The 25,831-nt window shown below is 70.2% G+C and carries 26 protein-coding genes and 2 pseudogenes; 24 read left to right on the top strand and 4 right to left on the bottom strand.

Annotated elements, in window-relative coordinates; all coding sequences use genetic code 11:
• The first annotated feature begins 43 nt into the window (after positions 1 to 43).
• The 21 genes from G3I77_RS39230 (at position 44) to G3I77_RS39130 (ending at position 19,444) form a co-directional block, all read left to right on the top strand.
• The gene (locus tag G3I77_RS39230) at positions 44 to 1,285 is read left to right on the top strand and encodes a cytochrome P450 (protein WP_248511951.1); all 1,242 of its coding nucleotides are present in this window, start codon (positions 44 to 46) and stop codon (positions 1,283 to 1,285) included.
• Between the two features lie 47 nt (positions 1,286 to 1,332).
• On the top strand, positions 1,333 to 1,911 hold the full coding sequence (locus tag G3I77_RS39225; protein WP_248511945.1) for a GNAT family N-acetyltransferase: 579 nt from the start codon (positions 1,333 to 1,335) through the stop codon (positions 1,909 to 1,911).
• Positions 1,908 to 2,504, top strand: coding sequence for a hypothetical protein (locus G3I77_RS39220; RefSeq protein WP_248511943.1), 597 nt, complete (start codon positions 1,908 to 1,910; stop codon positions 2,502 to 2,504). Before G3I77_RS39225 ends, G3I77_RS39220 begins: the two co-directional genes overlap by 4 nt.
• Positions 2,501 to 3,580, top strand: a complete 1,080-nt coding sequence (locus G3I77_RS39215) for a BtrH N-terminal domain-containing protein (protein ID WP_248511941.1) — start codon at positions 2,501 to 2,503, stop codon at positions 3,578 to 3,580. Before G3I77_RS39220 ends, G3I77_RS39215 begins: the two co-directional genes overlap by 4 nt.
• A complete protein-coding gene (locus G3I77_RS39210; protein ID WP_248511940.1) occupies positions 3,577 to 4,842 on the top strand; it encodes a DegT/DnrJ/EryC1/StrS aminotransferase family protein in 1,266 nt (421 codons plus the stop codon). Before G3I77_RS39215 ends, G3I77_RS39210 begins: the two co-directional genes overlap by 4 nt.
• An 8-nt stretch (positions 4,843 to 4,850) precedes the next feature.
• Complete coding sequence (locus G3I77_RS39205; protein WP_248511938.1) at positions 4,851 to 5,741, top strand: transketolase; 891 nt, start codon at positions 4,851 to 4,853, stop codon at positions 5,739 to 5,741.
• On the top strand, positions 5,734 to 6,726 hold the full coding sequence (locus tag G3I77_RS39200; protein ID WP_248511936.1) for a transketolase family protein: 993 nt from the start codon (positions 5,734 to 5,736) through the stop codon (positions 6,724 to 6,726). Before G3I77_RS39205 ends, G3I77_RS39200 begins: the two co-directional genes overlap by 8 nt.
• Before the next feature lie 81 nt (positions 6,727 to 6,807).
• Positions 6,808 to 6,975 carry a lysine biosynthesis protein LysW gene (locus G3I77_RS39195; protein WP_248511934.1) on the top strand — a complete coding sequence of 56 codons (168 nt, stop codon included), beginning with the start codon at positions 6,808 to 6,810 and terminating at the stop codon, positions 6,973 to 6,975.
• 25 nt (positions 6,976 to 7,000) lie between these two features.
• Positions 7,001 to 7,861, top strand: a complete 861-nt coding sequence (locus tag G3I77_RS39190; protein ID WP_248511933.1) for a RimK family alpha-L-glutamate ligase — start codon at positions 7,001 to 7,003, stop codon at positions 7,859 to 7,861.
• On the top strand, positions 7,858 to 8,871 hold the full coding sequence (gene argC, locus G3I77_RS39185) for an N-acetyl-gamma-glutamyl-phosphate reductase (RefSeq protein WP_248511926.1): 1,014 nt from the start codon (positions 7,858 to 7,860) through the stop codon (positions 8,869 to 8,871). Before G3I77_RS39190 ends, argC begins: the two co-directional genes overlap by 4 nt.
• A gap of 2 nt (positions 8,872 to 8,873) precedes the next feature.
• A complete protein-coding gene (locus tag G3I77_RS39180; RefSeq protein ID WP_248511924.1) occupies positions 8,874 to 9,698 on the top strand; it encodes a [LysW]-aminoadipate kinase in 825 nt (274 codons plus the stop codon).
• Entirely contained in the window at positions 9,695 to 10,783 is a 1,089-nt protein-coding gene (locus G3I77_RS39175) for a M20/M25/M40 family metallo-hydrolase (RefSeq protein WP_248511922.1), read from the top strand. Before G3I77_RS39180 ends, G3I77_RS39175 begins: the two co-directional genes overlap by 4 nt.
• Positions 10,780 to 11,532, top strand: coding sequence for a sulfotransferase family protein (locus G3I77_RS39170; RefSeq protein ID WP_248511920.1), 753 nt, complete (start codon positions 10,780 to 10,782; stop codon positions 11,530 to 11,532). The genes G3I77_RS39175 and G3I77_RS39170 overlap by 4 nt, the downstream gene beginning before the upstream one ends.
• Before the next feature lie 31 nt (positions 11,533 to 11,563).
• Positions 11,564 to 12,811 carry an MFS transporter gene (locus G3I77_RS39165; RefSeq protein ID WP_248511918.1) on the top strand — a complete coding sequence of 416 codons (1,248 nt, stop codon included), beginning with the start codon at positions 11,564 to 11,566 and terminating at the stop codon, positions 12,809 to 12,811.
• Between the two features lie 43 nt (positions 12,812 to 12,854).
• Positions 12,855 to 13,211 carry a VOC family protein gene (locus tag G3I77_RS39160; RefSeq protein WP_248511916.1) on the top strand — a complete coding sequence of 119 codons (357 nt, stop codon included), beginning with the start codon at positions 12,855 to 12,857 and terminating at the stop codon, positions 13,209 to 13,211.
• A 55-nt stretch (positions 13,212 to 13,266) separates the two neighbouring features.
• Positions 13,267 to 13,539: a phosphopantetheine-binding protein gene (locus G3I77_RS39155; RefSeq protein ID WP_248511914.1), complete on the top strand. Its 273-nt coding sequence runs from the start codon at positions 13,267 to 13,269 to the stop codon at positions 13,537 to 13,539.
• Positions 13,536 to 15,059: an amino acid adenylation domain-containing protein gene (locus tag G3I77_RS39150; RefSeq protein ID WP_248511912.1), complete on the top strand. Its 1,524-nt coding sequence runs from the start codon at positions 13,536 to 13,538 to the stop codon at positions 15,057 to 15,059. The genes G3I77_RS39155 and G3I77_RS39150 overlap by 4 nt, the downstream gene beginning before the upstream one ends.
• Positions 15,059 to 16,357 (top strand): condensation domain-containing protein, encoded by a 1,299-nt coding sequence (locus tag G3I77_RS39145; protein WP_248511910.1) that lies wholly within the window; start codon positions 15,059 to 15,061, stop codon positions 16,355 to 16,357. The genes G3I77_RS39150 and G3I77_RS39145 overlap by 1 nt, the downstream gene beginning before the upstream one ends.
• A 101-nt stretch (positions 16,358 to 16,458) precedes the next feature.
• Positions 16,459 to 17,034: an adenylyl-sulfate kinase gene (gene cysC, locus G3I77_RS39140; RefSeq protein WP_248511908.1), complete on the top strand. Its 576-nt coding sequence runs from the start codon at positions 16,459 to 16,461 to the stop codon at positions 17,032 to 17,034.
• Positions 17,031 to 17,963: a sulfate adenylyltransferase subunit CysD gene (cysD, locus tag G3I77_RS39135; protein WP_248511906.1), complete on the top strand. Its 933-nt coding sequence runs from the start codon at positions 17,031 to 17,033 to the stop codon at positions 17,961 to 17,963. The genes cysC and cysD overlap by 4 nt, the downstream gene beginning before the upstream one ends.
• A 2-nt stretch (positions 17,964 to 17,965) precedes the next feature.
• A complete protein-coding gene (locus G3I77_RS39130) occupies positions 17,966 to 19,444 on the top strand; it encodes a sulfate adenylyltransferase subunit 1 (protein ID WP_248511901.1) in 1,479 nt (492 codons plus the stop codon).
• Here the strand turns inward: G3I77_RS39130 and G3I77_RS39125 are convergent.
• From G3I77_RS39125 to G3I77_RS39110, 4 genes and pseudogenes are all read right to left on the bottom strand, one after another.
• Positions 19,376 to 19,978 (bottom strand): hypothetical protein, encoded by a 603-nt coding sequence (locus G3I77_RS39125; protein WP_248511893.1) that lies wholly within the window; start codon positions 19,976 to 19,978, stop codon positions 19,376 to 19,378. The two genes, G3I77_RS39130 and G3I77_RS39125, sit on opposite strands and share 69 nt — an antisense overlap.
• Positions 19,979 to 20,009: 31 nt before the next feature.
• A complete protein-coding gene (locus tag G3I77_RS39120; RefSeq protein WP_248511972.1) occupies positions 20,010 to 20,372 on the bottom strand; it encodes a NucA/NucB deoxyribonuclease domain-containing protein in 363 nt (120 codons plus the stop codon).
• Positions 20,373 to 20,414: 42 nt separating this feature from the next.
• Positions 20,415 to 21,282: pseudogene (locus tag G3I77_RS39115) on the bottom strand (hypothetical protein); the annotation flags it as partial.
• 5 nt (positions 21,283 to 21,287) lie between these two features.
• Positions 21,288 to 21,497: a hypothetical protein gene (locus G3I77_RS39110; RefSeq protein ID WP_308311450.1), complete on the bottom strand. Its 210-nt coding sequence runs from the start codon at positions 21,495 to 21,497 to the stop codon at positions 21,288 to 21,290.
• An 874-nt stretch (positions 21,498 to 22,371) separates the two neighbouring features.
• Between G3I77_RS39110 and G3I77_RS39105 the strand changes: the two genes are divergently transcribed.
• The 3 genes and pseudogenes from G3I77_RS39105 to G3I77_RS39095 form a co-directional block, all read left to right on the top strand.
• Positions 22,372 to 24,576, top strand: coding sequence for a hypothetical protein (locus G3I77_RS39105; RefSeq protein WP_248511891.1), 2,205 nt, complete (start codon positions 22,372 to 22,374; stop codon positions 24,574 to 24,576).
• Positions 24,577 to 24,685: 109 nt separating this feature from the next.
• Positions 24,686 to 25,090, top strand: coding sequence for a hypothetical protein (locus G3I77_RS39100; RefSeq protein ID WP_248511889.1), 405 nt, complete (start codon positions 24,686 to 24,688; stop codon positions 25,088 to 25,090).
• A gap of 101 nt (positions 25,091 to 25,191) precedes the next feature.
• A pseudogene (locus G3I77_RS39095) lies at positions 25,192 to 25,308 on the top strand (IS481 family transposase); the annotation flags it as partial.
• Positions 25,309 to 25,831 lie beyond the last annotated feature (523 nt).

The raw sequence follows: 25,831 nt of genomic DNA, 5'->3' as shown, positions 1-25,831 counted from the left end.
TGATCTCCGAGTATCGACTTCCCCCCGTAAAGGCAGTCTTCTCATGCGACTCACCCCCCAGCGTCCCGAAGCCCCGGACGTGACCTCCTCGGACCTGACCTCCCCGGACCTCTACGAGGAGGCCCAGTACGGCTCACGGGACATGCACCCCGTGTGGCGGGAGCTGCGCGGACGTGACGGGCTCCACCGTCAGCGGACCCCCGACGGCCAGGAGTTCTACTCGGCGCTGCGCCACGCGGACGTCCGTGAGGTCCTCAACGACCACCAGACGTTCTCCTCCGCGTACAGCACGATGCTGACCGTACGCGGCGAAGGCGACGTCGCCGCGGGCGCGGCGATCCACCTCACGGATCCGCCGCTGCATTCCGAGATCAAGCGCAACTTCACCCCGCTGATGACGCGGCAGGCGACCCTGCGCCTCCAGGAGGGCATCCGGGCCCGGATCAGCGAGCTGTTCGACGCCGTCCGCGGCCGGGAGACGTTCGACTTCTGCGAGGCCATGCTCACCCTGCCGATGACCATCACCGGCGAGCTCATGGGCATCCCGCAGGAGGAGTGGACCGTCACCGGCCGGGCGACGGTCCAGGCGATGGGCGGCGACGACCCGGACGTGTCGGAGTATCAGCGCCGTTTCCAGCTTTTCGAGGCCCACACCACGATCATGACGGTGCTCGGGGAGGGCCTGGAGTCCGAGCCGTCCGCCGACACGGTGAGCGGCCGCTGCCCGGCCACCGCCCACGCTGTCGAGGACAAGGAGCGGAACGTCCCGCTGCTGAACGCGTACGCGTTCCTCATGGGCGCCAATCCGACCATCCCGCAGACCATCAACCAGACGCTGCTGCTCCTGGCCGGCGACGACGACCTGTGGTCGTGGTTCAGCCGCCAGGAGGAGACCGGCCAGCGGTTCATCGACGAGGCGCTGCGCTGGGCGAGCCCGGTCAACCACGTGCTGCGCCGCGCCACCGCCGACACCACGATCAGCGGCACCGCCGTGCCGGCCGGGTCCCTGGTCTCCGCCTGGATCGCCTCCGCCAACCGCGACGAGGACGTGTTCACCGACCCGTACCGGTTCGTCCCGGACCGCTCGCCGAACCAGCACCTGGCCTTCGGACTCGGTGTGCACCGGTGCATCGGCCAGCACGTCGCCACCCTCGGCATCAAGGAGTTCCTCGACCTATGGCGGCGGTCCGTGCGGTCCGTGCGGCTCGACGGCGAACCCCGGCACCTGATCTCCAACTTCCTCAACGGCGTGGTGAGCCTGCCTCTGGAGGTGACCTGGAAGTAGAGAGGTGCTTCCAGACCGGCGGCGACAAGCCTGGAAGGCGGAAACCGATGAGTACATTCGACGTCAGCGTGGTGGGGCCCGAGGACTGGCCCGCGATCAGCGAGCTCTTCGAGCCGAAGGGCCCGGTGGAGAACTGCTGGTGCACGTACTTCCGTATGACGGCGAAGGAACGCGCGGCCTGCGACCCGGCGGAACGTAAGGACAGGCTCCGTGACCTGGTCGAGGCCGGCGAGCGGGTCGGCATTCTCGGCTCCGTCGACGGCGTCCCGGCCGGCTGGATCGGCGTCGGGCCCCGCCAGGGTTTCCCGCGGCTGCGGGGATCCCGTGCGGCGAAGCCGCTCCCGGGCGACGACCCGGAACGGATCTGGTCGGTCGTGTGCCTGTACGTGGCGCGCGAGCACCGGGGCCGCGGAATGGCGAAGGCACTCATCGACAGGGCGGTCCGGTGGGCCCGTGACGAGAAGGCGGACGCGATCGAGGCCTACCCCGAGGACGACCGCGACCCAGTGGCCGGAATCGACCGCTCCAGCTTCCATGGGCGAGTCAGCACCTTCGAATCCTGCGGTTTCACCGTGATCGAACCGAGGCTCCAGCGCAGGGCGCTGGTACGTAAGGATCTCCGTTGACTGTTCACACGATGCTCGCGCTCGAACCGTTCCTCAACAACCAGGCCGCCACCACACCGGACAACCTCGGCGAAGGGCGGCTCAACGTCTGGCGCAACTCGATCCCGGCCCAGCCCGGACCGCTGGAACTCGTCGTCGACGGCGTCCCGCTGCGCAGCGCCCGGCTCGACGGCGACGGCCCCGACAACCTGGTCTGCGCGGGCCAGCGGATCGAGGTCCCGGAGCGGCGCTGGGACTGGCTCTACGTCATCGGCTGCGGCGAACGGCGGGTGCGGGACGTAATCACCTGGCACTTCGCCGACGGCTCCGTGGACCGCGACCAGCTCGCCCTCTCCGACCTGTGGGAGGGCCGGTCGGACCACGGCGAGGAACTCGCCCTGCGCACCGACGTCATCCACTACCCGTACCACGTGCAGGAACGCATCGGGATCACGCTGTGGTCCCAGCGTGTCCCGATCACCTCGCGGCAGCCGCTCACCGCCCTGTCGCTGCCCGAGAACCCGGCCGTCCATCTCTTCGCGATGACGCTCGTCGGCCGGTCCGCAAGCACCGGCTCCGAGGAGCTCCGGCCCACCGAGGGGGACCAGCCGTGACCATCGCCAGCACCGCCGGCACGACGACGGCGCGCCTGCCGCGCTGGAGCGCCGCCGCCGGTACCTATCCCCAGTGGTACGAGGACCCGCTGAGCTGCCTGCAGACCACGCTGGGCAGCATCCTGCTCGAGCACGGGCTGCGGCCGGTCGACGTCCTCGGCCAGGCGTGCGAGTTCGCCTACGCACCCGGCGACGTCATGTGCGAGGAGTTCTACCGGCCCGTGCAGAGCGACCGGGGCGTGGCGGGCGACCTGTGCCCGTACCACGACGTGGAGTCCGCCTGGACGACCGGATCGACCGCGGACGACCTGATCGCCCTCGTCGAGGAGCACTCCCGCGTCATCGTGGCGGTCGACAACTACTACCTGCCGTTCCGCCCCGCCTACCAGGACGTGCACGCGGCCCACCTCGTCGTGGTGCCGGCCTGGCGGCGCACCCCCGACGGCGACGTCGAGTTCTACGTCTCCGACGCGCAGCCCCCGGCCTTCCAGGGCTGGCTGTCCGCTGAGCACCTGGTGGCCGGCTGGACCTCCGGCAATCCCTCCGACACCCAGGACGTCTTCTTCTCCAGCCGGGAGATCGGCGGCCGGGTCCTGACGACCGCGGTGCGGCAGCGGCCGGAGGAGCTCACCGCCGGGCACGTACTCCGGGCGTTGCGGGGCAACCTCGGCCGCTGGGACGACGGCATGTCCGGGCCCTCGGACCGGGCCTGGACGGGCCGGGCCGGCCTGCGCCGGTTCGTCGACCTGCTGTGCGAGCAGGCCGCCGAACCGGCGGCGCTGCGGCCCGCGTACACCTTCGGCTGGGCGATGCAGGCCCAGGCGTTTCTGCACGGGCGGTTCGCCCAGGAGTACGCGCTCACCTCAGGCGACACCCGGGCAGCCGCGGTCGCCGTCTCGGCGGACCGGGTGGTCTCGGCCTGGTCGAACGTACGGCTGCTGAGCGCGCACGCGCCGAACGTCCCCGGCATATCCGCACTGATCCGGCGTCGCGGCGAGGAACTGCTGCACGCCTACGAACAGCTGGCCGTCGAATGGCGGCTCGCCCTGGCGAAGGAAGGGGCGGACGCCCGATGAACGACGTGACCGTGGCGAAGCTCGCGCTCACCGGCGGCGATCCCGTCCTGCGCGAACTCGCCCCGACCGGCTGGCCGGTGACCACCGACGCGGACCGCGCAGCGGTGCTCTCGGTCCTGGACTCGAACGTCTTCGTCTCCGACCGGCCGAACGAACCGACCGCAATCGAGCGGCTGGAGCGGTCCTGGGCCGAGTACCTGGGCGTACGGCGCTGCGTCGGAGTCAGCAACGGCACCACCGCCATCGAACTGGCCCTGCTCGCCCACGGCGTGGGCCCCGGCGACGAGGTCGTGGTCCCCGCCCTGACCTTCGTCGCGACGGCGATGGCCGTCGTCCACGTCGGGGCGACACCGGTATACGCGGACGTCGACCCGGACACCTTCAACATGACCGCGGACGGACTGGCCGGGCTGATCACCGAGCGGACGAAGGCCGTCGTGCCGGTCCATCTGCACGGCCTCAGCGCCGACACGGACGCCATCGGCACCGTCGCCCGTCGGCACGGCCTCGTCGTGATCGAGGACGCCGCGCAGGCCCAGGGCGCCCGCTACAGGGGCACCCCGGTCGGCGCGTCCGGCAACACGGCGACGTTCAGCCTGCAGATGACCAAGAACCTCCCCACCTGCGGAGAGGGCGGCCTCGTCGTCACCGACGACGACGCGGTGGCCAACCGCGTCGTGCAGCTACGCCAGTTCGGCGAGACCATCCGGCCCGACCGGCCGCGCCGCTACGTGAGCCACCGGCTCGGCTTCAACGCCAAGCTGAACAACGTCCAGGCCGCCTACACCTCCAGCCAGCTGGAGCGGTTCGCCGAGTACCACGAGGCCCGGCGGGCCAACATCGCGGCCTTCCTGGACCGGCTGAAGGGCCTCGACGGCCTGCTGTGCCCCTCGGAGCCGGACGGCTACGAGCACGCCTGGCACATCCTGCGCTTCGTGCCCGACCTCGACGGGATCTTCCCCGGCACGGATACCGCGACCGCCAGGAACCTGCTGATCCGGGCCCTGCGCGCGGAGGGCCTTCCGGCCACCCGGTACCAGATGATGCCGCTTCCCGAGCAGCCCGCACTGCGGTCGGTCTGCCGGCAGGAGCGCGGCTCGTGGCCCGTCACCCAGGACGTGGTCGATCGCAGCTTCACCATCCAGCAGCGCCACCTGGCGCCGGACGCCGGCCCCCTGCTCCAGGGCTACGCCGACGTCATCGAGAAGGTGTGGGCGCACCGCACGACCCTGGCGGACCTCGCGGAAGGTGCGGACCGCTGACCAGGACCGTGGCCGGGCCGGAGCTCGGCACCGAGACCGTGGCCGGACCGGAGCTCGGACCGATGGAGATCCACGCGCACCGGATCCGCGAGCACGTCGTCGCGATGTGCGCGGGGCCGGAGGGCGGCCACCTGGGCGGCTCGCTGTCCGCCGTCGAGATCCTGGTGGCGCTGTTCTTCCACACCATGAACCTCGACCCCGACGACCCGGAGTGGAAGGAGAGGGACGCCTTCGTGCTCAGCAAGGGGCACGCGGCGATGGCCCTCTACGCCACCCTCGCGGAGCGCGGCTTCATCGCGGCGGACGAGCTCGCCACGTACTGCCGGCCCGGCAGCCGGCTGGCCACCCACGTCAACGTGGCCGTTCCGGGCGTCGAGTTCGCCACCGGCTCCCTCGGCCACGGACTCGCCCTGGCCAACGGCACCGCCTGGGCGCAGCGGCAGGCCGGCGGCCGGCCCGCGCGCACCTTCGTCCTCGTCGGCGACGGCGAACTGCAGGAGGGCTCGGTCTGGGAGGCGGCCCAGGTGGGCCGCGCCCTGGACGCCGACAACCTGGTGGTGGTGGTCGACGCCAACGAGTTCCAACAGACCGGCGCCGTCCGTGATGTGAGCGACGGCGCGCCGATCGCCGGACGGTGGGCCGGCTTCGGCTGGCACGCCGTCGAGGTGGACGGGCACGACCTGGCGGCACTCTGCGCGGCCTTGGACGAGGCGAACCGGACGCAGGGACCGGTGGCGGTGGTCTGCCGGACGCAGAAGGCCAGGGGTGCCGGCGTCCTCGCCGGCCGGGCCGTCTCCCACTTCGTACGGCTCGACGAGGCGAAGCTCCGGCGGATCAGGGCCGGGCTGCGCGGCGTCGCCCCGCGCCCCGCGACGACGGAGGAGGCCGCCGGTGCCTGACACCACACCGCCTGCGCGCGAGGCCGCGGCGCCCGCGCCTGAGGCAGCGCCGGCCGTGCCCGAGATCGCGCCCGAGCGTCTGAGTACCCGGGCCGCCTTCACCGACGCGCTTCCGGAGCTCGCCGTACGGCACGACGTACTCGTCGTCGACACCGACACGGGCAGCATCAAGCCGACCGACGACATGGACTACCTCAACGTCGGCATCGCGGAGAACGCCGCCATCGGCCTCGCCGCCGGTGCGGAACGCTGGGGCCGGCGCGCCCTGGTCTGCACGTTCGCGGCCTTCTCGGTCAGCCGGGCATACGAGTTCATCAAGCTCGACGTCGCCTACCCGCGGCGCCGGATCTGTGTCGTCGGCACCCACGCGGGCGCGAGCGGAGGCTGGCTGGGGCCGACCCACCACGCCACCGAGGACCTCGCGCTGATGAACGCGCTGCCGCACACGCGGGTCGTCGTCCCGGCCGACGCCCACCAGACCGTGTCGCTGCTGGAGCAGTGTCTCCGGTACGACGGTCCGACCTATCTGAGGCTCGGACGCAAGGACTCGCCGGTCTTCCCGGGCCTGCCCGAGCCCGAGCTCGGCGTCCCGCAGGTGGTGCGCCCGGGCGAGGACATCGCCCTGGTCGCCACGGGGCCCGAGATCCTGGCCGTGGCCCTGGAGGTGGCCGACCGGCTCTCCGACGAGGGCCACCGCGCCCAGGTCGTCCACGTACACACCGTCGACCCGGAGTCCGCCGACGCCGTCGGCCGGACGATCGCCAAGGCGTGCCGGTGGCTGGTCACGCTGGAAGAGGCGTGGACCTCGGGCGGCATGGGCGCCCAGGTCGCTTCGGCGATCGGGCGCCGGGGCATCCCGTGGCTGCCGATCGGCGTCAACGGCTTCCTTCCGCCCGGGACCCACGCGTCCCTGCTGGAGGAAAGCGGACTCACCACGGAGTCCGTACTCGGCCAGGTGCTGAAGTTCGTCACCGCATCGCGGTGACCGAGAACAAGCCCGGGCCCGAGCCCGAGAGCAAGACCGAGAACAACAGCAAGAACACGAACGAGAAAGAGGAATGAGGACATGGACACCCAGTGCGTCAGCTGCTCCGGCACGCTGCAGATAGCCGCCGACAGCTACGAGGGCGAGATCGTCGGCTGCCCCGGCTGCGCGACGGAGCTCGAGATCCTCTCGAAGGACCCGCTGAAGCTCGTGATCGCCCCGGAGCCCGAAGAAGACTGGGGTGAGTGACCGGGGCGGGCGAGGGGGACGGCCGATGCGGTTCGGGATTCTCCTCTCCATCGTGCGCTACGAGGAGCGCCGGCTGCTGTCCGAGCTGGACCGCCGTGGTCTCCACGCGGTCCGGCTGGACCCCCGTGGGCTCAGCTTCGGTCCGGAGGACGCGGAGCGGTTCCGGGGCATGACGGTGCTCAACCGGGAGATCTCCAGCCAGCGGGCGGCGCTCGCGGCCGAGTCGCTCGAGGCGTTCGGCGCCCGTCCGGCGAACGACGCGTCGTCGACCCGGCTGTGCGGCAACAAGTGGTCCACGTACCTGCGGCTGAAGCAGTGCGGCGTCCCCACGCCGACGACGCTGCTGGCGCCGTCCCCGGAGGCGGGGCTGAAGGCGATCGAGTCGCTGGGCTACCCGGCGGTGGTCAAGCCGATGTGCGCCTCCTGGGGCAACCGCGTCAGCCTGATCACCGACCGGCACGCGGCGGACGCCGTCCTGGAGCACTGTGCGGCGATGCCGTCGGCGGCCAGCCGCACCGTGATCGTCCAGGAGGCGGTCCGGCCCGGTGCCCCGGACATGCGGGGCATCGTCGTCGACGGCGTCTGCCTGGGGGTGATCTCCCGGTCGGGAGGCGACTGGCGCAACAACGTGGCCAGGGGCGCGACGGTGGAGCGGGTCGCGCCGGACGAGGAGATCCACGGGCTGTGCGTCCGGGCGGCGCAGGCCGTGGGCGCCCGGATCGCCGGGGTGGACCTGGTCCGGGACGAGGACGGGCGGCTGATGGTGCTCGAGGTCAACTCCCGTGTGGAGTTCCAGGGATTCGAAGGTGCGACGGGTGTCGACGTGGCCGCGAGGATCGTCGAGACGTGCGTACCAGAGGTGATCGACGTGAAGGAAGCGATATGAAGCGCGTCGTCGTGGTGGGCGGCAGGGGATTCGTGGGCGGTGAGCTGCTTCGCCTGCTCGTCCACCACCCCGAGGTGCGGGTCACGGGCGTCACCTCCGACACCCAGGCCGGCCGTGCGGTGGAGGGTGCGCATCCCCCGCTGCGGGGGAGCGGCCTGCGGTACAGCAGGCGGGAGGAGCTGGAGCCGGCCGACCTGGTGTTCCTCGCCGGTGTGCACGGTTCCACGGCGGAGATCCTCGACGAGATCGGCGCGCTCGCGCCAAAGATCGTCGACCTGACCGCCGACTTCCGTATCCAAGATCCGGAGCTGATGGAGCGTTACTACGGCTGGCGGCGGGAGGGCGAGCGGGCCAAGGCGTTCGTCCGCGGCCTGCCCGAACTGCACCGTAAGGAGATCGTCGACGCCGACCGGGTCGCCGTGCCCGGCTGCATGGCCACGAGCGCGATCCTCAGCCTCGCCCCGCTGGCCTCTCGGGGCTTGCTCAGCGAGGTCCAGGTCGACGCGCGGACCGGCAGCAGCGGCTCCGGCGCGTCCAGCGGCTCGGCCAACTCCCATGCGCTGCGCAGCGGCGTGATGCGGGTCTTCGCGCCGTTCGGCCACCGGCACGAGGCCGAGGTGATCGAGGCGCTCGGCGTGGAGGACGTGTCCATGACCGTCACCGCGACACCGCAGGTGCGCGGCGTGCAGACGGTGACGAAGGTCGCCGTCGGTGACGTCGGCGAGCGGGAACTGCTGGCGATGTACCGGGAGGACTACGGGGCGGAGCCGTTCGTCCGCCTGGTGAACAGCCCGCGCGGCACGTACCGCTACCCGGACCCGAAGGTGCTGCTCGGGTCGAACTTCTGCGACGTCGGACTCGTCGCCGACAACCGTGGCAAGGCGCTCGCGATGGGCAGCCTCGACAACCTCGTGAAGGGAGCCGCAGGCGGCGCGGTCCAGTGCATGAACCTCATGCTCGGGCTCCCGGAGACGTGTGGACTCACGTTTCCCGGCCTGCATCCGGTGTGAGCATGATGAGAATCGTGGTGAAGTGGGGCGGCAGCCTCCAGGAGAACAGCACGGCGATCGCGGACGACATCGCGGCCCTGTGCGGTGAGCACCGCATCACCGTGGTGCACGGCGGGTCCCGGGACATCGACGACACCATCCGGGAACTGGGCCTGCCGCGGCGCACGTTGCAGTCCCCGGACGGCATGGTGACCCGCTACACGGACGAGAAGACGCTGACCGCCCTCATGATGGCGATGCGCGGCCGGACCCAGGCCCGGATCGTCTCCGAGCTCGGTGCGCGCGGCGTCGTGGCCGTCGGGCTCTCGGGCATGGACGGCGGACTGGTCCGCACCGAGCGGAAGGCGGCGGTCCGCGCGGTCGTCGGAGACAAGGTCCGGGTCGTGCGCGACAACTTCGCCGGCAAGGTCGTCGGCGTCGACACGAGCGTCCTGGACGCCGCCCACGGCTGCGGCATGGTGCCGGTCGTCTGCCCGCCGGGCATGACGGCCGACGGCCAGGCCACCAACGTCGACGCCGACCGCATGGCCTGCGCGATCGCGGCGGCCTGGCACGCCGACCGGCTGCTGCTGTTCACGGACACGCCCGGCGTGCTCGCCGACCGTACCGACCCGTCCTCGACCATCCGCTCGCTGAACCGGGACGAGGCCGGGGAACTGGTGACCGGGCTCAGCGGCGGCATGCGGATGAAGGTAGCCGCCGCCGTCGAGGCGCTCGACAACGGCGCGCGGACGGTCCAGGTGTGCGACGGCCGCGTGAACTCGCCCCTCGCAAGCGCTCTGCGCGGGGCCGGCACCCTCATAGGAAAGGGCCTTGGCTCGCCGTGACCATTCAGCATCTCACCGCTCCGCACCAGGAGCTGACCGACGCCGACGCCGTCGCGCTGCTCGCCGAGGTCGTGGCCACGCCCTCCGTCTCCGGCGGTGAGCGGCAGCTGGCCGAGCGGCTGCGCGGCATCGCCGCCGGCCATGGGGCCGAGAGCCGGCTCGATGAGGTGGGCAACGTGCACGTCATCGTCGGGCACGGCTCGCACACCGTCATGCTGCTCAGCCATCTCGACACCGTGCCGGGCGCGGTGCCCTTCGAGCACACCGACCGGCTGATCCGGGGGCGCGGCGCCGTCGACGCCAAGGGGCCGCTGACGGCGATGCTCGTCGCCGCGCTGACCAGCCGCGACCTCGGTATCCGCATCCACTGGGTGGGTGTCGTCGAGGAGGAGACGCTGTGGTCGCGCGGCGCCGAACACGTCCGCGAGACCGTCCCCGTACCCGACGCCGTGATCGTCGGGGAACCCAGCGGGGCGTCGGCAGTGACCCTGGGCTACAAGGGCATGGTCGAGCTGAAGGTGACGTGCGACGTTCCGCGCACGCACACCGCGACCCCCGGACCGAAGGCCAGCGAGATCCTCGTCCGGGCGCTTGACAAGCTCCTCGACACCTACGGCGCCGACGGCAACGCGCACTTCAAGGACGTCGGCATGATCATCAGGGACGGCCGTTTCGAGCCGTTCTCAAGCTCGTGCTCGCTCACCTTCCGTACGCCTCCGGGAACGGACGCCGCCGAACTGCACCGCGACGTCGCCGGGATCCTCGGCGAGGACGTCGAGGTGGCCCTCGCGTACGAGGTGCCGCCCGTCGTCGCCTCCCGGAGCTCCCTGTGCGTCCGCGCCCTGTCCCGGGCGATCCGGCGCGAGGGCTTCCAGCCCGCCCACAAGCTCAAGACCGGCACCAGCGACATGAACACCCTGAGCAGGACCTGGCGTTCCCCCATGGCGACGTACGGCCCCGGGGACGCCCACGAGGACCACACCGACAGCGAGCACATCCTCGTCGAGGAGTACCTCACCGGCATCCGCGTCCTGCGCACGGCCCTGCGCGACATCGAGACTTCTCTGAGGGAGGCGACGTCATGACGGAGCAGCCGCTGCTCCTGGCCCTGTGGTCCGTGCCGCGCTCGCGGTCCACGGCGTTCGAGCGCGCGATGTACGAGCGCGGTGACTTCCTGGTGATCCACGAGCCGTTCTCGCGCGTGAGCGACTTCGGCGAGGTGGACGTCGAGGGCCGTACGTGCACGAGCCAGCAACAGGTGATGGCCGCGCTCGTCGAACTGGCCGACGACCGCCCGGTGTTCTTCAAGGACACCACCGACTTCCCCGTCGACGCCCTCGGCACGAACCCCGGATTCCTGAAGCGCTGCCGGCACGCGGCGATGGTCCGCAACCCCGGCGACACCGTCCGCTCGCACCTGGTGATGCAGGCCGACGCCCCGTCCGAGGCCATGGGCTTCGGGAACCTGTGGGACATCGTCGAGGCAGTGACGGCCGCCGGCCTGCCGATGCACCTGGTCGACGGCGACCGGCTGGCCGACGGCCCGGAGGCGGAGACGCGGCGCTACTGCGAGGCCGTCGGCATCCCGTTCATGGCGGAGGCCCTCGCGTTCCGGCGGGAGCCGCCGGCGAGCTGGAAGGCGACCGAGCGCTGGCACGCCGCCGCCGGCGCGTCGAACGCGCTGGGTGCGTCCCCGGCCGGGAAGAAGCGGCTTTCGGCCGAACTAGAGCGCGTCGCTGCCGCGTTCGAGCAGGATCAGCTGCCGTACTTCACACGCATCAGGGAAACGCTCGGCGCGACAGGCGCCCTGCGCCCTGAGCCGCACAACGGATGACAACGCGGTCGAGGATGACAGGGGATCGGAAATGACGTTGGGCCGGAATTTCACCAAGCTCTGGTGGTCGCAGGGCCTGTCGAATCTCGGTGACGGTCTGGTACTGGCGGCTGTTCCCCTCCTCGCCGTCACCATGACCCGCGACCCACTGCTGGTCGCGGGCCTGACCGTGGCGCAGTTCCTGCCGTGGCTGGTGTTCACGCTGCCGGCCGGCGCCCTCGCCGACCGTATTGACCGGCGCCTCATTATCGTGGCGGGCAACGTGGTCCGCGCGGCCGGCTTCGCCCTGCTCGTCCTGACGCTCGCCGCCGACGTCCGCAGCATCGCGGTCCTCTATGTGGCGGTGTTCCTCGCCGGCACGGCCGAGACGCTCGTCGACAACGCGGCCCTCACGGTGCCGCCGCGGCTGGTGCGGCGCAGCGACCTGGAGCGGGCGAACGGGCGGCTGTTCGCCACCCAGTCGGCCATCAACAACTTCATCGGCCCCACCGCGGGCGCCGCCCTGTTCGCGCTGTCCGCAGTCATGGTGTTCTCCTCCACGGCCGGCCTGTTCGCCCTCGGCGCGCTCGCCGCCGTCACCCTGCCGCGGATGATGCCGACCGCGAGCGACACCAGCGGCGACAAGCACACGCCCGGCGAGGTTGTGCGCAGCATCCGCGAAGGCTGGTCGTACTTCTGGAACCACCGGCTGCTGCGGCGGGTGGCGTTCATCTCCGGTTCGATCAACCTGTTCTCGTCCGCCACCGGCGGCCTGCTCGTCCTCCTCGTCACCGGCCCCATGGGCGTTCCCGCGTCCTGGTACGGCCTGTTCATCGCCGTACCGGCCGTGGGCGCCGTCCTCGGCTCGCTGATCGCCGCACGGGTGGTCCCGGCCATCGGCGGCGGACCGGTGACCTGGCTCGCCGCGCTCGTGCCCGCCGCCAGCTACGTCGTCCTCGGCCTCAGCGGCAACGTCGTCCTGTCCGAGATCGTCATGTTCCTCGCCGCGGTCGCCACCGCCCTGAACCAGATCGTGGTCAGCACCCTCCGGCAGGCCGCCGTCCCCGACGGCCTCCTCGGCCGGGTCACCGCCGGCTACCGGCTGATCGTGCTCGGCGCCGTGCCGGTCGGGGCGCTCCTCGGCGGCGCCCTCGGCCGCTGGCTCGGCCCGGAGACCACCTTCGTCGTCTGCGGCGCCGGACTGACGGCCGCGGCGCTTGTCTTCGCCTCCCGGGTCACCACCCGCGCCCTACGCGAGGCCGAGGAGGCCCGGCCCGCGGCCACCGAACCCGTCTCCTGACCGCGTTACCAGACCGCCACCCTTCCGGAAAGAGCCTGACCCGATGAGCCTGACCCTGTCCCACACGACCGTCGACGCACGCGACCCCTACGCGCTCGCCCGCTGGTGGTGCGACATGGCCGAGTTCACCCCACACGAGGGCGTCCACCCCGGCTCCGACGAGTGCTACGTGATCGACCCGCACGGATACACGGTGCTGTTCATCCAGGTGCCCGACGAGAAGACCGTGAAGAACCGCGTCCACTTCTGCATGCGCCCCGAAGGCCGCACCCAGGACGAGGAGGTGGACCGCGCGCTCGCCCTGGGCGCCAGCATCGTCACCGACTTCCGCGGCTCGCACGGCTGGGTGGTCATGGCCGATCCGGAAGGCAACGAGTTCTGCGTCCTCACCCGGAAATAACGGGCCCGCGCCCCGTCAGCCACGTCAAGCCCCACCGCTCAGAACAGGAGATCCCGTGACCGAGAACCACGGCGTGCGCGAGGCCGCGTACGAGCAGCCGGCGGACGAACTGGAGGAGGAGATCGCCGCCGTCATGGCGGAGGTCCTGACCGTCGACCGGATCGGACGGCGCGACAGCTTCTACGACCTCGGCGGCACCTCGCTCGCCGCCATCCGCATCTGTGCCCGCATCGAACGGCGCCTCGGACTGCGCGTCGACCCCCTGTGGCTTCTCGACCACGACGAGCTGGCCGACTTCGCCGAGCAGATCAGGCTGGGTGCGGAATGACCGAGACCACCACCCCGCCGCTGCGCAGCGTGCACGCAGCGGTCCTCCAGCACGCCGAGACAGACCCGCACGCCCTCGCCCTGGTCCACGGCGACCAGCGCGTCGACTACCGCACCCTCACCGGCGCGTCGGCGGTCCTGGCCGCCCGGCTCGTCGACTGGGGCGTCAGGCCCGGCGACATCGTCCCGCTGCTGGTGCCGCGCGGCGCCCACCTGATCGCCCTCCAGCTCGCCGTCCTGATGAGCGGCGCCTCCTATGCCGTCCTCGACCCGCGGTGGCCGGCCGGCCGCGTCCAGGCCATCCTGTCCCAGCTCGACGACCCGGTCGTCGTCGGCCTGCCCGGCGGTGAACCCCTCGGCGTCACCCACGCCGTCGCACCCGCACCCCTCGCCGACCTCGCCGCCACCGAGGCTGCCGACCGGTTCACGCCCGTGTCCGTGGCGCTCGACGACACGGCGATGGTGTTCTTCACCTCGGGCAGCACCGGCGTTCCCAAGGGTGTGCTCACCCCCCACCGCGCCGTCACCCGCATGTTCGGCCCCGGCGGCCTCGACGGCTTCGGCCCCGGCCGCGTCGCCGCACAGGTCGCGCCCGCCGCCTGGGACATGTACGCCTTCGAACTGTGGGGCCAGCTGACTGCCGGCGGAGCGGTCGTCGTCGTCGACGACAACCACCTGATGCCCGGCCGGCTGCGTGCCCTCGTCGCCGACGACCACGTCGACACCATGTGGCTGACGACATCCCTGTTCAACCTGATCGTCGACGAGGACCCCGACGCCTTTGCAGGACTGCGCACCCTGTACGTCGGCGGCGAGAAGCAGTCCCCGCGCCATGTCCGCATGTTCCTCGAACGCTTCCCCGATCTGACGCTGTGGAACGGCTTCGGACCGGCCGAGAACTGCATGCTGACGTCCGTGCACCGGATGACCCTCGCCGACACCCGCGTTCCGTCCGGTATCCCCGTCGGCGTGCCCGTCCCCGGCACCACCGTGCTCCTCCTGCGGGAGGACGGCACACCCGCCGAGCGCGGCGAACGCGGCGAGATCGTCACCCGCGGCCCCGGAGTGGCCCGCGGCTATCTCGGCAACGAGCTGCTCACCCGCGAGAAGTTCCCCGAACTGGACGTCGACGGCGAGAAGCAGCGCGTTTACCGCACCGGCGACATGGGCCAGTTCGACGAGCACGGCATCCTCCACTACCACGGCCGCCGCGACCGGATGGTCAAGCTCAACGGCAACCGCATCGAGCTCGGCGACATTGAGGCCTCCGCCGCCGCGACCCCCGGCATCCGCACGTGCGCCGCCGTCGCCCGTACCGACGAAGGCGGCACCGTCGACCACATCGCGCTCGTCTACACCCTCGTCGAGGGCAGCTCGCCCACCCCGCGGGAGGTTCGCAAGCACCTCGCCACCCTGCTCCCGGCGTACGCGGTGCCTGCCCGCTTCGAGCCCATGGACGAGCTGCCGCGCCGCGACAACGGCAAGGTCGACCTCACCGCACTGGAGAGGGGCCCCGTCTGATGCGCAGCTACCCCCAGACCTTCGAACAGGAGGCGCTCTGGATCGCCGACCAGTTCCTCGGTGACCCGTCGCCGTTCCTCGAGACCTGGGCCCAGCACCTCACCGACCCCCTCGACGTCCCCGCCCTGGAACACGCCCTGAGCGCCCTGGTGCGGCGGCACGAGGTGCTGCGCTCCACCTTCACCGACGACGACACGGGAACCGTCCAGCACGTCCATCCGGCCGGCGCCGTCCCCTTCGAACGGCTCCCCTGGCCCGGCGGCGACCTCCACGACACGCTGCGCCGGGCCGGGCAGCGCCCGCTGGACCTCACGGTGGCGCCCGCCCGGATGACGCTGTACGACTACGCGCCGGGCGAGTACGTGCTGCTGCTGCAGATCCACCACGTCGCCGTCGACGACGCCTCCCTGGCCCTGCTCGACCACGAGCTGTCCGCCCTGTACACCGAGGAGACCGGCGGCGAACCGGCCAAGCTCTCCCCGCCGGGGACAACGCTCGGCGCGTACGCCGTCCGTACCCGGCAAGCCGGCATCGACCCGGACGACCTCGCGTTCTGGGCCGGATTGCTCGACGGCGCGCCGGGCCTCACCCAGCTGCCGCCGCGGCCCCGGCCGCTGCCGGACCGCCGCGACACCACCTGCGACTGCGTCCGTACCACCATCCCCGCCGACCTCGGGCAGGCCGTCCGCGCGGCGGCCCGGTCGCTGCGCACCACCCCGAACGTGCTGATGGCCACCTGCATGGCGGTCACCGCCGCAGCCGTGAGCGGCGACGACGTCATCGTCTGCAGCCCCGTGTCCCGGCGCGGCGCGCCCGAGCTCGACGGCGTCTTCGGCTGCCTCACCGACCTGCTGCCGGTGCGCTACCGGGTCCCCGCCGACGCCACGTTCGCCGAGGTGTGCGCTGCCGCGAAACGCGTCTCCCTCGACGTCCTGCGGCACCGCCACGTGCCGTACGCCATGATCGGCCGCGTTTTCCGCGCCCGCGGGCCGCTGTCCGGTAGGCGCCTGAACCGCATCGGCCTCGTCCTCGACGAGACCCCCGGCACGCTGGACCTCCCCGGCGTGCGCGCCCGGCGGGTGCACGTCGGCGGCTCCGCCGCGAAGGCCGACTGGCTCCAGTACGTGGTCGCCGACGGCGACGGCTGGGACGTACGCGCCGACTACGCCACCGCGTACTTCACCGCCGACGAGGCGGCGGCCGCCCTGCGCCAGTGGCTGACCGTCCTGACGGCGGCCGTCGAAGACCCCCAGGTGCTGGTGCGCACCCTGTACGACCGGCTGGCCGGGACCGCGTGATGCCGCCGACCCGCAGGCCGAGCCCCGACCTGTGTGCGTCGCCCGCCGGCGACGCCCCTCTCCCGAAGCGAGCGGACGTCAAGAAAGAGAGCGACACGCCGGTGACAACGGAACTGCGATCCAGCCCGACGGCACGCGACTGCAACTGCGGTGCGACGGTATGGCTGACCGGCCTGCCCAGCTCGGGAAAGACGACCATCGCCAATGCCGTCGCCGACCGGCTCCGCGCCCAGGGGCGCAGGGTGGAGGTCCTCGACGGAGACGAGTTCCGCGAAACCCTCTCCGCCGGGCTCGGCTTCAGCCGCGCCGACCGCCACACCAACGTCCAGCGCATCGGCCTCGTCGCCGAAGTCCTCGCCCGCAACGGCGTGCTCGCCCTCGTCCCCTCCATCGCCCCCTACGCCGACAGCCGGCAGGCGGTGAGCGAACGCCACCGGGCCTCCAGCACTCCCTACCTGGAGGTCCACGTCGCCACCCCGTCGAGCACCTGCTCCGAGCGCGACGTGAAGGGCCTCTACGCGAAGCAGGCGGCAGGCGAGATCAGCGGCCTGACCGGGGTCGACGACCCGTACGAGATCCCGGCTCGACCCGATCTGCGCATCCCCGCCCATGCGCAGACCGTCGACGAGTCCGCGGAGACCCTGCTGAGCCTACTCGTGGAAAGGCACCTGATATGAGTTCCCACTCCCTCGACACCGTCGCGGACCACCGCTCCGGCCTCAGCCACCTTGACGTGCTCGAGTCCGAGGCCGTGCACATCATCCGCGAGGTCGCCGGCGAGTTCGAACGGCCCGTGATCCTGTTCTCCGGCGGCAAGGACTCCATCGTCATGCTGCACTTGGCGCTAAAGGCCTTCGCCCCCGCGCCCGTCCCGTTCCCCCTGCTCCACGTCGACACCGGGCACAACTTCCCCGAGGTCATCGCCTACCGCGACCGCGTCGTCGCCGCCCACGGACTCGACCTCCACGTCGCGTCCGTCCAGGACTACATCGACCGCGGCGTCCTCAGGGAACGCCCTGACGGCACCCGTAACCCGCTGCAGACCGTGCCGCTGACCGACACCATCCGGCAGGAGAAGTTCGACGCCGTCTTCGGCGGCGGCCGCCGCGATGAGGAGAAGGCCCGCGCCAAGGAACGCGTCTTCAGTCTCCGCGACGCCTTCTCCCAGTGGGACCCCCGCCGCCAGCGGCCCGAGCTGTGGCGCCTCTACAACGGCCGCCACGCCCCCGGCGAACACGTCCGCATCTTCCCGCTGTCCAACTGGACAGAACTGGACGTCTGGCAGTACATCGCCCGCGAGGACATCCAGCTCCCGTCGATCTACTACGCCCACCGCCGCCCCGTCTTCCGGCGCAGCGGCATGTGGCTCACGGCCGGCGACTGGGGCGGCCCCACCGAGAACGAGCAGGCCGAGCACCGCCTCGTCCGCTACCGCACCGTCGGCGACATGTCCTGTACCGGCGCCGTCGACTCCGACGCGACCACCATCGACAAAGTCATCTTCGAGATCGCCGCCTCCCGGCTCACCGAACGCGGCGCCACCCGCGCCGACGACAAGCTCTCCGAAGCGGCGATGGAAGACCGCAAGCGCGAAGGGTACTTCTAGCGATGACCATCCACACCACCGCCGCCGAAGCGGACGGCCTCACGGCCACCACCCTGCTGCGCTTCGCCACCGCCGGCTCCGTCGACGACGGCAAGTCCACCCTCGTCGGACGGCTGCTCCACGACTCCAAGTCCGTCCTCGCCGACCAGATGGAGGCCGTGGAGAACGCCTCCCGCGGCCGCGGCCTCGAAGGCCCGGACCTCGCACTGCTCACCGACGGCCTGCGCGCCGAACGCGAACAGGGCATCACCATCGACGTCGCCTACCGCTACTTCGCCACGCCCCGGCGCCGGTTCATCCTCGCCGACACCCCCGGCCACGTGCAGTACACCCGCAACATGGTCACCGGCGCCTCCACGGCCGAACTCACTGTCATCCTGGTCGACGCCCGCAAAGGCGTCGTCGAACAGACCCGTCGGCATGCCGCCATCGCCGCCCTCCTCCGCGTGCCGCACGTCGTCCTCGCGGTGAACAAGATGGACCTGGTCGGCTACCGCGAGCCCGTCTTCGCCGCCGTCACCGAGGATTTCACCACCCTCGCCACCGACCTCGGCATCCCTGATGTCACCGCCATCCCGATCTCCGCCCTCGTCGGCGACAACGTCGTGGCGGCCTCCGCCCACATGGGCTGGTACGGCGGCCCCACCATCCTGGAACACCTCGAAGCCGTCCAGCTCGCCGACGACGCCACGAGCCGGCCCTCCCGCTTCCCCGTCCAGATGGTCATCCGCCACGACGGGGAACGCCACTACGCCGGACAACTGCTCACAGGCCGCCTCCAGGTCGGCGACACGGTCACCGTGCAGCCCTCCGGCCGCACCACCACCATCACCGCCCTCGACGTCCTCGGCCGGCCCGCCGACGCCGTGTCCGCAGGCTCCTCCCTCAGCGTCCGGCTTGCCGACGAGATCGACGTCGGCCGCGGCGACATGATCACCGCAGGCTCGCAGTCCCCCCGCCTCACCAAGGAGGTCGAGGCGACCGCCTGCCACGTCGCCGACACCCCGCTCACCGTCGGCCAGCGGCTGCTGCTCCGGCACACCACCCGCACCGTCAAGGCGATCGTCGAGGCGATCCCGTCGCGGCTCACCCTCGACGACCTCTCCCAGCACCCCGAACCGGGACAGCTGGTCGCCAACGACATCGGCCACATCAAGCTGCGCACCGCGGAACCGCTCGCCCTCGACTCCTACGCCGACTCCCGGCACACCGGCTCGTTCCTTCTGATCGACCCGTCCGACGGCACGACGCTGGCGGCATGCATGGCGGGGGAGCCGTTCACGACCGGGCCGTACCGCGCACCGTTGCCCTGTGGTACGGCAGTCCAGCCGTGCGCGCCTGCTACCAGGTCACCCAGCGCCTTCGGTTGGGGCGGCACGGCCGCCCCAACCGAAGGCGCGCATGATCGCGGGTCAGGAGTAGTCGCCGCGTTCAGCCCGGTGCAGGATGTCGCGTTCCCGGCCGGACGGGGTGTCCAGTGAGTCCTCGTGGTCGATGACGATGGTGTCGTTAGCCGGCTGGGCTCGTACCTGGGCACCGTAGGTGTCTGTCGCCTGTACCAGGAGAGCGTCCTGGTGTGCGGCGGGCCAGCTCTGGATCAGGTACGACTCCACGGCTTCGTCCACCATGGTCTGGTCGACGGCCCTGTCCCGGCCGCGCGCGTGGACGCGCAGCCGGTATGAGCCGGGGCCCTGGGAGGCCAGCGAGGGCAGATCCGCCGGATCGTCCCTGAAGGACGTCACGAGCAGTTCCCCGGAGGGAGAGTCGCATGAGATCTCAGCGATCTCCTCCCAGCCCGGGTCAGGGTCGGGCCGCTGGGAGTGCGGCTCGACCGTGACGTGGACGTCTCCGGTGTGAATCCCGGTGGTCACCTCGATGGCTCCGCCATCGGCGGAAACCAGGCCGGTGTGGCTTGCATCGAGGTCGTCGGTCGCAGGCCCTTGTGGGTCCGTGATCTGGAAGAGGTGGTACTCCGCGTGCACCAGGGTGGTGCCTGGAGGGGCTGGCTCGTTCACGGTGGCCTCGTCTGGTCTCATCTGGCGGGGTCTACCTGATCCATACCAGGAACCGGTCCCCTTCCAGGACGCGGCTGTAGGTGTAGAAGCCCTTGAGGGCCTTGCCGGCGTCGGTGTTCTGCCTGGCCTTGACCATGCGGCGGCTGAAATCACCGCCGCTGTGTTTGGCGCCCTGCCAGGTGCTGGCGAAGGGGTACTCGTCGCAGGACTTGCCCGGCGGGCGCTGAAGGCTCGACGGGCACGCCTTCTCCCGGTTCTCCTTCTTCTTCCTGCGGTCGGTGAGGCGGGTCAGGTAGTTCGTCGTGCCGTACTTGCCCGGCAGGCCGGTGGCCTGGGCGTCCTTGATGTGCTTGGCGATCTCCGGCCACGGCCCGGTCAGGCTGTAGCTGATCACCGGCACGGCCTGAACGTTCACGCAGCCGACCTGGCGGGGAGCGCCGGGCAGTGCGTTGTCACAGCGGGCGCGGTCTCCGGGCGCGGGAGCCGGGAGAAGGCCGACGTGGTTCCAGGTGTTGGGGACGGTCACGCAGACTTGCCAGTGCCCGCACCCGTACAGGGCGCGCATCTGCTCCTTCTGCGACCAGGCGGCGAACGTGGTGGCGGTGATGCGGCGGGGAGTGCCGACGGGGGATTTCCAGGTGTGTTTGGCGTAGGCGAAGGTGCGGTCGTACTCCACGAGCTGGGGCAGCTGGTGGGGTACGCGGGGTGGAGTGATGAGTTCGTTGCGGCCTTGTCCGGCGGTGGCGTGCAGCAGGCCACGCAGCTCCTCTGACAGCACGGGGAAGCCTTCGGCGTACTGGCCGCGAGTGGGGATCGTGCGGGTCCACAGGTCGCGGCCGGTCGGGAAGGGGGAACCCATGACGACGGCATCGAGCCAGTGGCGGCGCAGGGCCTGCCACAGGAGCACGAAGGCGTCGCGGACGGTGGCGGGGTCGTCTCCGTCGACGTCTAACCACTCCCCCACCGAGCGGATCTCCACGTGGTGTTCGCCGTGTTCGCGCTGGTAGCGGCCGACGGGGAAGCGGGCGTGGACGAAGTGCCCAGCCATGCGGTCACGGCCGACGGCCGGTGTCGGTGCGCCAGCCGGGGGTGGGGGCGTTCAGCCAGGCGGAGACGGCGTCGCGCAGGTAGGGGTAGCGGTTGGCATCGCGGTGCCAGGGGGCGCCTGCGGTGATGTAGATCCGTTCCACGCCCTCGGGGACGGTGTGGAAGACGGCGGTGAGGATGTCCGCGGCTGTCCGGCCGGCGAGGTCGAGGTGGTGGGTCTGGTTGCGGTGGACCAGGACGCCTGTGGTGGTGTCCAGGCGGTTCATGAGGCGCGGCGCAGGGCGGCGGCCGGGCCGATGATGCCGGGGTCGAACTTGTCGCGGACGCCGTCGACGGCCGCCTCGGCGATCAGACGGGCTTCGCGGGCGGTGTCAAGGCTGATCTGCTCGGTGACCTGGTCGGCGTCGATCAGATACTCCCCTTTCCGCGTCAGGCTGGTGAGCCGGCCGCACTGGAGACCGGCGGCGTCCATCAGCCGGTAGACGACGGTGCGCAGGTCGTCGTCGTGGGCAGAGGGCTCGGGCAGGCGTCGAGCCCTGGCCCCGGTGGCGCCGCCAGCGAACTGCGGGGTGAGGCTGTCGCAGAAGCGAGGCGCGAGTCGTGTGACCGGGATGCGAGCTACGGGCCCTGGGAGGCGCCCACGGCTCGAGCGGCTGCCGCCGCCTCCAGCACGGACCAGCCGTCGATGTGCAGAGTTAGCCGCTCGCCCCGCTGCCCCGTACGGGCCAGCGCTACACGCAGCACGGCCCGCAAGGCGCCCGCCTCGCGGAGGTTCCCTTTGCAGCTTGGGTGAAGTCGCAGGCTGCTGCGGGAGCGTCATAGGGGGCGTACCGGCCGAGGCCGCGCCGGTTGAGACAAAGGGCAACGGGCCGCTGGTTCCTCGCACGCCTACTGCTGGCTGGCGGCCGATGGTCGATAGGGGTGAGGTGCCGCTGGCCGATCCGCATCATTAGGCGACTGACCTGGGAAGTTGTTGAGACTCTCTTGAGCTTCTGGGTGTTGGAAACCAGTCAACATCATTCGCTCTTCACACCTCCTACACGGGTTATCCACGGCCTCAAGCGTGCCATTTGCCAGGTTTACCCCCCTGAATTCGACACATGCCGGGAGCGGTGGCTTCCAGCCAGCTCCACTGCATGCCTGTCTGCATTGATCACCCGCGCGTTACTGTTCGCATCCACTCGGACACGGGTTCGAGGGGTCGGGTCAACACCTGCTACGCCTGGGGGCCGTAGGCCAGCGGTGTGCGTCAAGAGGGTGGGGCCCGGTCGGTGCATTGGAAGGACATGCTGGTGACTCATCGACATCCACAGGGGGCGCCCCCTGCCCGCCGCAGTCGGCTAGCGGTGCACGCCGCCACTCTGACGGCTCTCCTCGCGGGCGGGATCACGATCCCGAGCCCGTTTTTCACCCCCGTCGCGCAGGCCGCCGAGTCGTGCCGGAGTCAGGTTGCCACCTACGTGATGGAGGTGACCCCCGGCACTGGGTGGACCAACGTCGCCAAGCCGCGTCTTCTGCGAAAGTACGTGGACTGGGACCCTAAGAACGGCGATGCCAACGGAACGATGCTCGACACCGGCAAGACAGCGCGAATCCCTTATGGTAGCCGCGTGTTCACTGGTGGTCAGGGCTCAATTTACGAGATCACCAATGACGGCGTCCTGAAGTCCTACAAGGACAAGACCGACACCGGTGGAAGCTTGCTGACGCCCGCGCGCACGTACGACGCGAACTGGACCACCCGCAAGCGGGTCTGGTCCAACGGCAGCCGCATCTTCTCCGTCCATGAGGGCGGCAAGCTCGAGGTGTTCAAGCAGAGCGACCCGGCCACCGGAGCAGGAGCCGTGAGCCTGCTCGGTACACTGCCGTTCGGCAGACCAGCCGTCCTCGCATTCAAGAACGCCGACGATGTCTGGGCGGCCGGAAATCGGATCTTCACACTGAAGGACGGAGAGATCCGCGCTTGGGATTACCGCGAGGAGGGAACCGCACCAGTCCTCCCAGACAGCGGCATTCTCCTCGCCTCGGGCCTGACCGACGCGGTCAACGGATGGAGTCCGGGGCCGGGCTCCGTCTACACGGCAACCAGCGCGAAGGACTACTCCGGCATCGTCAGAAGCTACACCGGAACCGCAGCGCTGGCCCTGGCCAACGACGATGTCATGACCGGCCTGTACGGTGACGTGTTCGCCGATACCGCCTCGTGCCTGATTGATGCGCCGGATACCAAGCCTGTTCTCGGCAGCATGCCGACGGAAACCGAGGCTCCTCCAGCAGCCGCTACAGACGACACCCCAGACCCTGCTCCCGTAAGCCCGGGACAATTCTCCGGCAAGTTCGTCCTGGGCGACGGTCGGCCGGCCGCCGGCATGACCGTTCGAGTGGAGGCCAACAACGTCACAGACGAAAGCGATACGGAAACCCAGCTGACCACCCTGGGTACCGCAACCACGGCGGCAGACGGCACGTGGAAGCTCACTCTCCCGACCACGCTTCCCGCCTCCGTCAGCACCGCGGCCGCTGAGAACGGCGGAGCCGTCAACGCCATGGCCAGCGTTATGGGAAGAACGTCCACCGGCGTGCCGATGCGTGGTGTGGACCACGTGACCGCAGCGCCAGCAACCGCGCCCATCACCGCTCAGGCACTGGTGGCAACTGCGGCGGAGGACTCCGCGAAGCCGTCGCCGGTTCTCCCCCTCACCGAGGACACCGCACCGGAGCCGACCGAACAAGAGTATGCCCAAAGCTGGAGCGCGCATCAGGAGGCCATGGCGCAGGACACTCTCGGCGACAGCCCCCTGCCCACGTGGCAGAGCGACTCCGGCGATCTCCCCACTGCTGACCCCTACGTCGTTGGTGGGGTGGACACGAAGCGGTTGTCCATAGAGCCGTACGACGGCGGATGTGACAAGACCAGTGAAAAGGTCATCGATAAGAAGACCTATTACACGACCGTCGCCGAAGGCCATGCTCACTGGGACGCCAAAGCCAGCGTGGACTACGACCAAAAGCTTGCCTCCAACGTGGAGGTCGCGGTGAAGACGGGTTCGAACTGGTCGATCCAGGGCTCGGCGACGCTCGGTTCCTCGATGTCCGTCACTACCGGATACACCAACCGAGGGCCGCACTTCGCCAAGCAGTGGAAGGTGCCCATCCAGTACAAGAAGATCAAGATGACCTGGAAGTGCGGTGGTGGCAACACCTTCACGCAGTACAAGATTCGGGCCGGGAAGTATCATGTCCCCGCTGGCGGAGCCACCGGCAAATACGGCAAGGACGTGCGCAACAAAGACGGCATGACCGCCTATTACAACTCCCCGAAGTCCCATCGCGCCTACGTGGAACGCGGAGCCTACTTCCAGCTTTCCAAGAACCGAAGCATCAAGTGGTCCGGTGCGGTCAGCGCCTTCAGTGTCACCCTGGGCGCCTCCACCCAGCTCGACAGGGAACACAAGCAGCGCATCACCGCGGGGACGAAGTCGGGACGGCACGACATCTGGGGGAAGAATGACAGGGTCTCCGGTAAGCCGGGCATTTTCTTCTCCTTCTAGCCTGCTGGCCATACTTGCTGTCGTTGCACTCAGTGCCTGCTCGTCCCAAACCGACTCGGTCAGGTCCGGCCGGGCTCTGGCCAACGAGGGCGCCCAGTCCAGCGGCGTTGTGGGAACCGAGCATGCGAAGGTCGGTGAAACGTGGTGGTTCGCACTGCCCGTACCGGCCAACACCACTTCGCGGCCGATCGAGATCACGGACGTGGCAGTGCTCGACGTTCCACACGGAATCAAGGTGCTGAAGTACGGCGCTTACAGCAAGGTGGACACCGAGGGCATCCCCCTTCTGGTACGTGAAGGCGGTGACGCCCCCGACTTCTCCCGGCTGACCAACCATATTGACAAGCCGGTGAGGGTCGCCCCGGGGGCGGAGAGCGACATCTTCTACCTCGCCAAACTGAAGATCACCTCTCCGCCTCAAGGAACCACCCGGCAATGCCGGTTCGATTACCGACAGGGCGACCAGGCCTATACGCAAACCCTCGACTGCGAAGTCGAACTGAAAACCAGCTAGGTGTGTTGCCCCGGGACGTTGGTGACAGGCGACACGCCTTGAGCGGGTCTTGAACGAGGCGAGGGCCTCTGGGTTCGGTGTGGATTACGGAGTCTGCACCGATGCCCAGGAGGCCCTCGTTGTTTCACCGTGATACCCCGCTGACCGCGACCGGCAGGCTGCGTCTGGCCCGTTGCACCGGCGACGACAACTGGACGCTTCGCCGGGCCGCGGAACGCTTGCATCGTGTCCGCAAAGTCCCGCCCGGTGCGACGCCTGGCACGGCAGGCGTCGCACCGGGCGAAGCCGCGAGTACGTCCATACGAGGGTCTCCGCCCGTCACGCCGAGAGCACGCGTCAGACGACGCGCGGCCCTCCCTCCGGGCGGACGACGGGACTTTGCGGATACGACCCTGTCTCTGAAGGAGGCGTTGGCCCTCCTGCCGAGTCCGATCACACAGTTGAGACGGCGAGGTGGCCCGGGGCAGCTGCGTCCGCTGAGCAAGGCGTAGCGGCATACAACCTTTGGGGGCCCGTCAGCTGGAGGTCTGCAACTGCAAGGCGGGCTGAGTAGGCGCAACGTCAAGCGCAGTCGCATGTGCCCGGACCCGCTCGGCGTTCCTCCATCCCCCTAATACTGCAACGGTGCTTGTTCTGAGTGCTGGGCAATTTTCAGGGGCTGTGTCCACGTCGTTTGTAGTGACTGACTCGAGCTTGGTGTTGTCGTCTGCGGCGCCATGTCGACCAGTGCAGGATGTGGTC

Origin of the sequence: Streptomyces sp. D2-8 (genome assembly GCF_023184515.1) — a bacterium.
Taxonomy (GTDB): domain Bacteria; phylum Actinomycetota; class Actinomycetes; order Streptomycetales; family Streptomycetaceae; genus Streptomyces.
Note: the sequence above shows the minus strand (reverse complement) of the source record. Positions and strands in the feature narration are given on the sequence as shown.